The following is an 11,647-nucleotide window of genomic DNA, read 5'->3' on the forward strand; positions in this document are numbered from 1 at the left end:
AACAAAAACTTAGAGCAGTCGAGCCGATGCAATCGGATCGGAATCTGCTCTAGACCGATTTGAGCCGCATGGTGCGGGCCGTATAGACCTCGACGCCCTGCCACTTGTCCGATTCGAAGCGGACGCGAATCTTCGACTTACCCTGCGTCATTTTCGTCGGCAGCGCATAGGTCTGCACGTTGCGGGCGCTAGTACTCTCCCCCGGCAAGCGTTCGCGCACCAGTTGCTCGCTATCGATCATGATCCGAAAATCCTTGTCGCGCTGCCCGCCGCCATAAGCGACCTGAAGCGCGAGCGGGCCGGGCGCGACGGCCAGGTCAAATTCGAAGAACCCGACATTCACGTTCCGGCTGCGGTCGGCGACGTGGGAAACGGGCGCCGACTGACCGCTGTCCGCAAAGGCGTGATCCACCTCCGGCTGTTGCTCCCCCAGCCGGATCACGTCGATCGTGCGCGCGGCCAAGTCCGCCCGGTCTTTCGAGGCTTGGGTCCACGCGGCTTGCTGGGTCGGCCATTCCGCCACGTCGAAGCGTCGGAAATAGACGGCGGTGCGGTTCTCATGCTGCGCAAAAAAGGGGCGTAGCGTCAGGTCGTCCGGCTTGCCCTGTTCGCCCAGGCGATAGTGATGCAGTCCGGCAGCCGCCACCAGCACCGGTTCCGCGCGGTCGGTAACGATGGCGGGGTCGAGGCCGTCCCAAGCTCCCTTGCCAGGCCCCATATCACCGGCCAGGACGAGCGGCCCGCTGACGAACGCCACCAGCTTGGCATCATCGGGCATCGATTCGACCCGTACCGGCATGGGCAGCGACAGTTCAATCCGGTCCCCCGCCTTCAGTCCGGTCAGCATCAGATAGCCGCCATCCCGGACGCCCGCAGTCTTGCCGTTCACCTTCAACAACGGGTCGGCGCACCAGCCCGGCACGCGCAGCGCGAGCGTTTTCGGCGCATTCGTCACCGCAATCCGCACCATATTGCCCAGCGGAAATTCGGTATCCATGTCGAGTTTCGCTTCGGGCGCGTTCAGCGTGGAGGCGTAATAGAGGTTGATCGCAACCGCATCGCCGCGCTTCCAATAGATACTTTCGCCATGCTTCGAATGGCTCTCCATACCCGAGCCGACACAGCACCAGAAATCCTCGGTGGGGCTGGAATGCACCCGTCCCATTCCCGGTGCCAGCGCGGTGAAATAGGTGAACATGCCCGTATTCGGGTCTTGCTGGCTCATGATATGGTTGAGGTGCGCGCGCTCGTAGAAATCGAAATAGCTGGCCTCGCCACTCCAACTGTACAGATGCCGCGTCAAGCGCAGCATGTTGTAGCTGTTGCACGCCTCGCACGTCTGTTGGTCGAGCCGTTGGGCAAGCTGGCGCGGCAGGCCGAAATGCTCGTGATCCGAGTTGCCGCCGATGACGTAGCTGTGGTCGCGCATGACCGTGGTCCAAAAGAACTGCGCGACTTTCGCGCGGTCCGCGTTGCCCGTCAGTTCATGCAGTCGCGCCTCGCCGATGATCTTCGGAATCTGGGTATTGGCGTGCTTGCCGGCGAGTTCATCACGCCCGGCCTGAAGCGGATCGACGATCGCGTGATGCCGCATCCGTTCCGACAGGGTCAGCCAGCGGCGATTGCCGGTGCGCTTGTAGAGTTCGGCATATGATTCGGTCAGCCCGCCATGCTCGGTGCGCAGGATGTCTTGGACCTGCGTATCGCTCAACCCCTCTAGGATTTTGCCCAGATAGTCGCCCAGCCCGATCGCCACGGTCAAGCCGTCCTTGATCCCCGCATGCTGATGCGCGTCCAGCGCGCCTGCCATGACCTTGTGATAGGTGTACAAGGGGACCCATCCGTCGTTCAGGCTGAACCCGGTCGAGCGGATTTCGCCCCTGCGCAGTTCCTCATACACGACCTTGCCATCGACGGTCTTGCCGTCGCGATCGACCGTGGTGCCGCCAGCATAGCCGTCCCCGTGCCTGGCTTGGATCGCCTTGAGTTGGCCGACGATATGAGCGGCGCGGTCGCGGAATTGCGGGTCGCCCGTCTGGGCGTGGATCAGCGACACCGCGCTCATATAATGGCCCAGCGAATGGCCCGCGATCCCGCGCGATTCCCACCCCCCATAGACCTTACCCCTGGTCGGCAATCCGGCGCCGGCGTGGAAATTATGCAGCAGCCGGTCGGCGTCGAGCGACAGGAGATAGCGCGCGTTCGCCCGGACCGACGTCAGGAAGATCGAAGGCTTCAACCTAACCTGCGACAGGGAAAAGGGTGTCGCGATCGACGTCGCAGCCGGCGCGGCCCATGTGAATCGCGGCAGGGCCCCAAACGCGATTCCAGCCCCCAGCGTGCCGCGGCGCGTCCAGCTCATGTAAATCTCCCAATCAGATGCCCAAGAGCACCCTATCGAACCAATTTGTCGGAGTAAACTATGAATCTTATCGGAGTAAATATCGAGGTCCAGGCGCCACCTCGGTTCGACATGGACCGTTCGTCGGGCGCGATATTTGTCGCATATGGCGGATCACGCACCATCGTGGCTGCGCATACAGGCCCGTGCTTATGCTGGTGCAGCACGGCCATTTCCTTATTCAAGTCCTGGTGCGGGGAGAATGCTGGCTTGTGAACCACAACCGTGTCTATTAACTCTGCCGAGTATGGCTTGAGCCGTTGGCTCACACACCCGTGAGGATCGGCGTGCAATAGCCACCCCAGTCGGGGGGTGATCGGCGAGTAAAAAGGACCCCTTTCATCCCGGAGTTTTATGAGGCCGCGTGGTTTGACCAAGTGGCGAGAACGGGATGTTGGTAGTGGAGACAGTAGTACGGATTCGTCGTGAGCATGCGGCGGGCAAGTCGATCAAGGCGATCGTTCGTGACCTTCGTCTTTCCCGGAAGGTAGTGCGCAAGGCGATCCGGTCTCCAGAGGCGGCATTCAACTATCAACGCAAGGTGCAGCCATTGCCGAAGGTCGGTCCTTTTCAGGATCGCCTCGACACGCTTCTTGAAGAGAACGAGGCACGCAGCCGGCGCGATCGGCTACGGATGACGCGCATCCACGACCTGCTGGTGCGGGAGGGGTTTGAAGGTTCCTACGATGCGGTCCGCCGCTACGCGAGCCGATGGCGGGAGCGGCGGCGCAAGGACGGAGGTGACGACGCATCGGCGTTCATCCCGATGACGTTCCAGCCCGGCGAGGCGTATCAGTTCGACTGGAGCCATGAGGATGTGGAGATCGCCGGCAAGCCGATGCGGGTGAAGGTGGCGCATGTCCGCCTCTGTGCCTCCCGTGCGCCCTATGTCCGGGCCTATCCGCGCGAGGGCCAAGAGATGCTGTTCGACGCCCATGCGCGGGCCTTTGCCTTCTTCGGCGGCGTTCCCCGGCGCGGTATCTACGACAACATGAAGACGGCGGTGACGAGCGTGTTCACGGGCAAGGAGCGTGTGTTCAACCGCCGCTTCCTGATCATGACCGACCATTACATGGTCGAACCGACCGCCTGCACACCGGCGGCAGGATGGGAGAAGGGGCAGGTCGAGCAGCAGGTGCAGACGATCCGGGCGCGCTTCTTCCAGCCCCGCCTTCGGTTCGCGAGCCTGGCCGAGCTCAACGGATGGCTCGAGGCGGAGTGCCGGCGCTGGGCCGAGCATCACGCTCATCCCGAGCGCGGCGATATCACCGTGGCCCAGGCGCTGGAGATGGAGCGGCCTGTCCTGCAGCCGATCCTAGCGCCCTTCGACGGCTTCCATGAGAGCGAGCATGCGGTCACCGGCACCTGCCTCATCAGCTTCGATCGCAACCGCTACTCGGTCATGTCCAAGGCGGCGCGCCGGACGGTACAGGTGCGCGCTTATGCGGACCGGATCGTCATCCGTTGCGGCGAAGAGATGATCGGGGAACATGAGCGTCACTTCGGTCGGAACCGCACCATTTACGACCCCTGGCATTATCTGCCGGTTCTGGCCCGCAAGCCCGGCGCCCTGCGCAACGGCGCGCCGTTCCAGGACTGGGAGTTGCCGCCATCCCTCCATCGCCTGCGGCGCAGGCTGGGGCACGGGGATGAGGCGGATCGCAGGTTCGTGCGGGTGCTCTCGGCCGTGCTCACCGATGGCCTAGAACAGGTCGAGGCGGCGGTGCGCGAAGCGCTGGCGAACGGAACGGTCAGCGACGACCTGATCCTCAACATTCTCTCCCGCCGCCGCGAGCCGGCGACGCCGCATAGCATCGTCACTTCGGAAGACCGGATGTTAAGCCATCCGCCGATCGCCGACTGTGCCCGCTATGACCAACTGCGAGGATATGATGCAGCGGCATGAGATGATCGACACGATGCGCGGCCTGGGCCTCAAGGGCATGGTCGCGGCGTACGACGAGGCCGTCACCACCGGCCTCCAGCGCAAGCGCACCACCATGGAGATCCTGACCGATCTGCTCCGCGCGGAAGCCACCCATCGCGACGCAGCCTCGATCCGATATCGCATGACGGCCGCGCGGCTGCCGGTAGTGAAGGACCTGGAGCGGTTCAACTTCGAAGGGACGCCGATCAACGAGGGGCTGATCCGTTCCCTGCATGACGGTTCGTTCCTGCCGGTACGCCGCAACATCGTGCTCGTTGGCGGCACGGGCACCGGCAAGACCCACCTCGCCATCGCGATTACCGCTAATCTCGTGCGTAAAGGGGCTCGGGCGCGATACTTCAACACTGTCGATCTGGTGACACGCCTCGAAGAGGAGACCCGGATCGGCAAGGGCGGGACCCTGGCGGGCCAGCTCTCGCGGCTCGACCTGGTGGTGCTCGATGAGCTTGGATATCTGCCGTTCGCGCGCTCTGGTGGCCAGTTGCTGTTCCACCTGATCAGCAAGCTCTATGAACGCACCAGCGTCGTCATCACGACGAACCTCGCCTTCGGCGAATGGCCTACCGTGTTCGGGGATCCCAAGATGACCACCGCCTTGCTCGACCGCGTTACGCATCATTGCGATATCGTCGAGACCGGCAATGACAGCTGGCGCTTCAAAAACCGCAGTTAGTCGCCACTCTCACCCCATCTTCAAAACCGACTTGCGCTGTGCGCGCCTCCGGCCGGGCTACGCCCGACCTCCGCCGCGCACAGCGCAGGGCGCTCCCCACAACCCTCCGCTCAATCCCGGAAAGGGGGTCCCTCTTCAACGCCGATACGGGGTCCCGTTTGCGCGCCGTTTGACATGCCTGGGGCCTTGCCGTCAATGAGGCCTTCGGGGCCACGGCTATTGAACCGCACGACCCAGTCCCGCACGATCTGCAGCGTCACACCGCCGATCCGCGCCGCATCGCTGCGGCTACCGCCATCATATATTTCGGCCAACGCCAGCAGCCGGCGGCCCTGGTTCGCGCTTTTCGTGCTCCGTGCCAGTCGCCTCAAGCTCGTCGCATCAAAGTCGTCCCGTAATCCGATCGCTGCACCCATAGCCATGCCCTCCAACAGGCCGCCATAGATTCATACTTTTGCCGGTTTGGGAATCATCGGCGTGAGTCAGCATCACTGAAGGTTGGTATTACAGGTTGCTTCCGGGAGCATGGCGTCAGGGCATGGTGCATCACCCTCCACCAGTTTTGGGCGATGACACGGTGATGCTCGTTTGATGCAGCCGTCCGGCGAGAGATTTCGCCATTCGAGAATAGTTATGAGAAGGCCTTCACCTACTCAAGACATGATCCTCTGCAGACAAGCGGCGGTCATCCATGAAGCACTGACATTCTCGCGGGCCGAGAGCGTTTTGATGTCGACGGGATCGTCCCGCAGGATTTTCCACCAGCGATGGGCTTTCACGATCAGCCGCACGAGCGGAAGGTCCATGCGATCGGCAGTCGGTGCATCTCCATCATGGACCAGTCGCAGTGCCCGTCCCGATCTGGTCAGGCGTACACCGGATCTGAAGCTGACCACCCGGCTTTCAGTGCCGTATCCGCTGCCAGCATCTGGCGCCAGAGCCCGGCAGCGGCAGTCCATGGTGATCCCGTCGCGGCCTACTTCAATTCTGGCCAGAAGGCTGCGGAGAGTGTCGCTGTCCCGCCGTCTCACGGATCCGGCCAGCGTCTCGATGCCGGCGACGAATGCTGGCAGGTTGGCACCATCGATGAGCATGCCGATGTTGATGGCGAACTGCAACGGATACCTGCACAGGGTCGGGAGCTTCTCTACCACGATATTCTCCAGTTCCCGGGCCGGGATGTGCATGCCTTCGCTGCTTTCCCCATGCTGGAGTGCCCGGCCGACATAAGAGCATCTGATGGCGACGAGTTCGCGTTGGACTGACAGCACCGTCTGGAAAAACGCCTCGCACGGCCGCGCTGGCAGAATGCCATCCTCTGGTCAGGCTGAAGGCGTCACCGAACCGCTGGGTCCGTGCCACGTCATCGATTGCCGGGCATGGCCTCGAGTCGTGGGCCGGTGAGATTCGCGTTATGCCCGCCTGTCAGGTGCCCCGGGACACCATCAGGCCTTTTCTAAGGTGCACTGGAGCGGGTGCTGGTTCTGACGGGCAAAGTCCATCACCTGATTCACCTTGGTTTCCGCCACTTCATAGCTGAAGATTCCGCATACGCCGACGCCCCGCTGGTGGACGTGCAGCATTACGCGCGTCGCCTCCTCCATGTCCATGCGAAAGAATTGCTGGAGAACGTGCACGACGAATTCCATCGGCGTGTAGTCGTCGTTCAGCATCAGCACCTTGTAGAGAGAGGGCTTTTTCGTCCGGGCGCGCGTGCGCGTGGCGATGCCGACATTGGGGCCGCCCGGGCCGTCGCCCTGGTCGTCCTGATCCTTGTCCGCCATCATCGCGGGATATGCCATCATCGAGAAGCTGTTCATGATGGGGAAGGATATGGCTATTTGCTCTTGCATGGCAAGGGGTCCGACGGGGCGTAAACCATCCTTCCGGGTGGGAACGGCCTGGGGGAGGGTGGAACGGGGTGGAAGGCGGCGATTCTGTTCCACGTTCTGGCCTGGGGGCTCCGCGCTCCTGCTCCCGGCGGATCATCGCACCGTCTGAACCGGCCCTGCCGACTGTAACCTCCCGGCCACGGCTGGCGAAAAACATCCTATTGCCCGGCCTGGCACCGCTTTCATCCTGTCCTACATCCCCGCGGTCAGCCTATTCCGCTCCCTTCTTTGAAATGTCGGACCCATTACCCGGGCGGCTACGCGCGCTCGCGCGCATGCGCGCATATGGTGTGAACTTCGGCGTAAAACGGCGCTTTTCCGTCGCCTTCCATCGCCAATCGCCAGATTTTGCGTGACAGGGGGCCTCCAAATCTGTAGGGGCGCCCGCAGCAGACCCCCGGCAGAAATGTCGATGGTCTTCCGTCCGAGACAGTCGGTGAAGGGAATATGCCCTTCTTAATTTCCGGCCTAGACGGGGAAAAGTTCTTTACCGGCCGGGCCTTGCCTGTCCGGGTCTGCCTGTTCTCCCTGAGGGATGCGGGCCAGTCGATCTCTCCCCTTCGGACCAATGCCCCGCGATTCGTCGCGGGTTTTTGCCGTCCACCGGATTTTCCGGCGGACATGAAGTGGAGTAAAGGCATGGATCGTAATCAGAAAGCTGAGGTCGTTTCCGCGCTGAACGCACATCTGGCCGAAGTCGGCGTGGTCGTCGTGACCCGCAACCTCGGGCTGACGGTCGCCCAGTCGACCCAGCTGCGCCAGAAGATGCGCGAAGCCGGCGGCACCTACAAGGTTACGAAGAACCGCCTCGCCAAGATCGCCCTTGAAGGCACCGACTATAGCGGCATCAGCGACCTGCTGACCGGTCCGGTCGGGCTCGCTTCCTCGGCCGATCCGGTCGCAGCCGCGAAGGTTGCGGTCGAATTCGCCAAGACCAACGACAAGCTTGAGATCGTTGGCGGTGCGATGGGCGAAGTGCTGCTGAACGCGGAGGGCGTCAAGGCGCTCGCCTCGATGCCGTCGCTGGATGAACTGCGCGCGAAGCTGGTCGGCCTTCTGGTCGCCCCGGCTACCAAGCTCGCAACCGTCACCCAGGCCCCGGCTGCCCAGCTCGCGCGGGTCTTCAACGCCTATGCGGAAAAGAACGCGGCCTGATCGCCGCGGGATTTTCCGGAATATTGTTTTCAACTCTCGTTTAAGGGGCTCATGCCCCGCCCAGAAGGGAATAGGTAAAGTAACATGGCAGACATCAATGCTCTGGTCGACCAGCTCTCGGCCCTGACCGTCCTCGAAGCCGCTGAGCTTTCCAAGGCTCTGGAAGAAAAGTGGGGCGTTTCGGCCGCCGCTGCCGTCGCGGTTGCCGCTCCGGCCGGTGGCGCTGCCGGCGCTGCTCCTGCTGAAGAAGCCAAGGACGAATTCGACGTCGTCCTGACCGGCGACGGCGGCAAGAAGATCAACGTCATCAAGGAAGTCCGCGCCATCACCGGCCTGGGCCTGACCGAAGCCAAGGCTCTGGTCGAAGGCGCGCCGAAGGCCGTCAAGGAAGGCGTCGGCAAGGACGAAGCCGAGAAGATCAAGAAGCAGCTGGAAGAAGCCGGCGCGACCGTCGAACTCAAGTAAGTTCGGTCGAGCCCCCCGCGCAGGCGGGGCTGCTTTCCGGCTATGGCCGGAGGAAATCGGGGCGGTGCCTTCGGCGCCGCCCTTTTTTCTTTTCCCTGGGCAGAATTGGTGAGGGAATGTCGGTTGCTGCGGTTGAGCGCATCATACCCCCGCCTTCGCAAGAACGCGCCATACTTCCAGGAAAGCTGAAGGGCAGCCGCCCACCCCGCATCCTCATTCCCCGCGCGGCCGGCAAGAAGAGTTGGCGTCCCGCCAACCATCCTTCGCTGCCGCTAGAGCAGATTCCGATCCGATTGCATCGGCTCGACCGCTCTAAGTTTTTGTTTTGTCGCGTTTTCCGAGTCAGCAGATGATTCCATCTGCTTGGAAAACGCTCTAGACCCGATCCGCCTGCACCACCGTGTCGAGGCCGCGCAGGGCGGAGAGGATGCGGTTCAGATGCTGGGCGTCGGCGACTTCCAGGTCGATGATGTCGGTGTGGAAGGGGCCTTCGCGGTTCACCAGTTGCAGGTTGAGGATGTTCGCCTTGGTCGCGCCGAAAACGTTGGTGACGGCGGCCAGCGCGCCCGGCTGGTTCTTGACGATCACCTGAAGCCGTGCGGTGCCGCCCTTGGACCTGCTGTCCCAGCTTAAATCCACCCAGTCGTCATCCTGTCCCGCCTCCAGCGAACGGCAATCGATGGTGTGGACCTCGATCGGTTCGCCGGTGCGGCGGACGCCGACGATGCGGTCGCCGGGGACGGGGTGGCAGCAGTCGCCCAGATTATAGGCGATGCCGGGCGTCAGGCCGCGGATCGATACCGGGGCGTGCTGGCGCGGATGGGCTTCCTCCATGCCCTCCACGCTGGTGGAGCCGGGAATGAGCGCCTCCATCACCTCCGAATCGAGCAGGCGATGGGTGGCGATGGCCACCATCAGGGATGCGCGGTCGTCCAGCTTCAGGCGCTTCAACGCCGCCTTCAATGCCTTGTCGCCCAGTTCGCTTGCCAGTTCGGGGGAGAAGCGGCCGATGATTTCCTCATAGAGCTTCTCGCCCAGAGCGACTTCCTCGCCGCGCTGCTTCTGGCGAATATAGCGGCGGATGGCGGCGCGGGCCTTGCCGGTGATGGCGAAGGTCAGCCAGCCGGGCTGCGGCTCCTGTCCTTCGGATTTCAGGATCTCGACCTGATCGCCATTCTCCAGCGTCGTGCGCAGCGGCACGACCCGGCCGTTGACCTTGGCGCCGACCGTCTGGTTGCCGAGCGAGGTGTGCACGGCATAGGCGAAGTCGACCGGCGTCGACCCCTTGGGCAACTGGTGCAGCTCGCCCTTGGGGGAAAAGGCGAAGATGCGGTCCTGATACATCGCCATGCGGGTATGTTCGAGCAGCTCGTCCGCATCCTGGCTCTGCTCCAGGATTTCGACCAGGTCGCGCAGCCAGGCTGCATGGTGGTCGGTGGCGTCGCCCTTCTGCTTATAGGCCCAGTGCGCGGCGAGGCCGAGTTCGGCGTCATGGTGCATGTCGCGGCTGCGAATCTGCACCTCGATGCGGGCATTGTCCTGATGGATGACGGTGGTGTGCAGCGAGCGGTAGCCGTTGCGCTTGGGCGTGGAGATGTAATCCTTGAACCGCCCCGGCACCATCTTGTAGGTCTGGTGGATGACGCCCAATGCGCGGTAGCAGTCCTCCGTCGTCTCGGTGATGACGCGGAAGGCCATGACGTCGGTCAGTTGCTCGAAGCTGATATGGCGTTCCTGCATCTTCTTCCAGATGGAATAGGGATGCTTCTCGCGGCCCGAGACCGTGACCGGCAGCCCCTTGCCGCCCAGCAGCAATTGCAGTTCCGCGCCGATCCGGTCGACCTTGTCATGGCCGCCTTCCTTCAGTTGCTCCAGCCGCTTGGTGATGCTGTCATAGGCCTCCGGCTCCAGTTCGCGGAAGGCCAGGAGCTGCATCTCGCGCATGAAGTCGTACATGCCGATCCGCTCCGCCAGCGGGGCGTAGATGTCCATCGTTTCCCGCGCGATGCGGCGGCGCTTCTGCTCATTCTTGATGAAGTGCAGCGTGCGCATGTTGTGCAGCCGGTCGGCCAGCTTCACCAGCAGCACACGGATGTCGTCCGACATGGCGAGCAGGAATTTGCGCAGATTTTCCGCCGCCCGCTCATTTTCGGACATGGCCTCGATCTTGCTGAGCTTGGTGACGCCGTCGACCATCCGGGCGACGTCCTTGCCGAAGGCGTGCTCGATCTCCTCATAGGTGACGAGCGTATCCTCTATCGTGTCGTGCAGCAGCGCAGTCACGATGGTCTGATCGTCCAGGTTGAAATCGGTCAATATGCCGGCGACTTCGATGGGATGGCTGAAATAGGGGTCGCCGCTGGCGCGCTTCTGAGACCCGTGCTTCTGGACGGAAAAGACATAGGCGCGGTTGATCATCGCTTCGTCCGCATCCGGATCGTAGCGCTTTACCCGTTCAACAAGTTCGTATTGGCGTAGCATCCTGTTGCGATTGTCCGCGATGCCCCTTGCTGTGCAACAAAAAAATCCCATCTTAGGTGAATAGCGATGCGCTTTTGCAACGCGGGTGGCTTTGAGCTATCAAATGAAGACGATGACACATAATCTGGCGCAGGATCTGGAACAATGCGCGCTGCCCAGCGCATTGGAGGCGATGGGAGAACGCTGGTCGTTCCTCATCTTGCGGGGCGCTCTGTCGGGAATCCGGCATTTCGAGGAGTTTCAGTCGACCCTCGGCATTGCCTGCAACATCCTGGCGAATCGACTCGCGCGGCTGGTGGAAAACGGCATCATGGTGCGTCAGCCGATGCAATGCGACCGGCGCAAGGTGGAATATCGCCTGACCGACAAGGGACAGGATCTGGCGCCTGCGATGATCGCGCTGCGCCAATGGGGTGAGAAATGGGGCTGCGGTCCCATCTCCTGCCAGGTGCTGGCCGACAGCCGCGACCGGCAGCCGATCCGCAAGATGACCATCCAGGCCCATGATGGCCGCACGCTGGAGCCGAGCGATCTGATCTGGTTGTGCGTCGATGAGGAGACGCCGGTGACTCAGGAAGCGGCGGCTGCCTGACGATAATGCGCGCTTTGAATCGGTCGGCCATGCTGAATTC

Annotated in this window: 9 protein-coding genes and 1 pseudogene; 5 read left to right on the forward strand and 5 right to left on the reverse strand. The window is 62.5% G+C overall.

Annotated elements, in window-relative coordinates; translation table 11 throughout:
- Positions 1-49: 49 nt before the first annotated feature.
- Entirely contained in the window at positions 50-2,362 is a 2,313-nt protein-coding gene (locus tag EGM87_RS17960) for a glycoside hydrolase family 127 protein (protein WP_137709391.1), read from the reverse strand.
- Between the two features lie 430 nt (positions 2,363-2,792).
- On the opposite strand from EGM87_RS17960, the gene istA reads away from it, so the two are divergent.
- Both istA and istB read left to right on the forward strand, forming a co-directional pair.
- Positions 2,793-4,307 (forward strand): IS21 family transposase, encoded by a 1,515-nt coding sequence (gene istA / locus EGM87_RS17965; RefSeq protein WP_140042175.1) that lies wholly within the window; start codon positions 2,793-2,795, stop codon positions 4,305-4,307.
- Entirely contained in the window at positions 4,294-5,022 is a 729-nt protein-coding gene (gene istB, locus EGM87_RS17970) for an IS21-like element helper ATPase IstB (RefSeq protein ID WP_099185604.1), read from the forward strand. Before istA ends, istB begins: the two co-directional genes overlap by 14 nt.
- A gap of 176 nt (positions 5,023-5,198) precedes the next feature.
- On the opposite strand, the pseudogene EGM87_RS17975 reads toward istB, so the two are convergent.
- From EGM87_RS17975 to clpS, 3 genes and pseudogenes are all read right to left on the reverse strand, one after another.
- Positions 5,199-5,444: pseudogene (locus EGM87_RS17975) on the reverse strand (helix-turn-helix domain-containing protein); the annotation flags it as partial.
- Between the two features lie 231 nt (positions 5,445-5,675).
- Positions 5,676-6,209 (reverse strand): hypothetical protein, encoded by a 534-nt coding sequence (locus EGM87_RS17980; RefSeq protein ID WP_137709389.1) that lies wholly within the window; start codon positions 6,207-6,209, stop codon positions 5,676-5,678.
- 258 nt (positions 6,210-6,467) lie between these two features.
- Complete coding sequence (gene clpS / locus EGM87_RS17985; protein WP_229742482.1) at positions 6,468-6,827, reverse strand: ATP-dependent Clp protease adapter ClpS; 360 nt, start codon at positions 6,825-6,827, stop codon at positions 6,468-6,470.
- 726 nt (positions 6,828-7,553) lie between these two features.
- On the opposite strand from clpS, the gene rplJ reads away from it, so the two are divergent.
- Both rplJ and rplL read left to right on the forward strand, forming a co-directional pair.
- Positions 7,554-8,069: a 50S ribosomal protein L10 gene (rplJ, locus tag EGM87_RS17990; protein WP_025551854.1), complete on the forward strand. Its 516-nt coding sequence runs from the start codon at positions 7,554-7,556 to the stop codon at positions 8,067-8,069.
- An 84-nt stretch (positions 8,070-8,153) separates the two neighbouring features.
- On the forward strand, positions 8,154-8,534 hold the full coding sequence (rplL, locus tag EGM87_RS17995) for a 50S ribosomal protein L7/L12 (protein ID WP_007687446.1): 381 nt from the start codon (positions 8,154-8,156) through the stop codon (positions 8,532-8,534).
- Between the two features lie 375 nt (positions 8,535-8,909).
- Here rplL and EGM87_RS18000 read toward each other — a convergent pair whose 3' ends face one another.
- Positions 8,910-11,015 carry a RelA/SpoT family protein gene (locus EGM87_RS18000; protein WP_044661528.1) on the reverse strand — a complete coding sequence of 702 codons (2,106 nt, stop codon included), beginning with the start codon at positions 11,013-11,015 and terminating at the stop codon, positions 8,910-8,912.
- Between the two features lie 112 nt (positions 11,016-11,127).
- Between EGM87_RS18000 and EGM87_RS18005 the strand changes: the two genes are divergently transcribed.
- The gene (locus tag EGM87_RS18005) at positions 11,128-11,607 is read left to right on the forward strand and encodes a winged helix-turn-helix transcriptional regulator (protein ID WP_137709707.1); all 480 of its coding nucleotides are present in this window, start codon (positions 11,128-11,130) and stop codon (positions 11,605-11,607) included.
- Positions 11,608-11,647: the final 40 nt, after the last annotated feature.

This window comes from Sphingobium sp. RSMS (assembly GCF_005406185.4).
Classification (GTDB): Bacteria; Pseudomonadota; Alphaproteobacteria; order Sphingomonadales; family Sphingomonadaceae; genus Sphingobium; species Sphingobium fuliginis.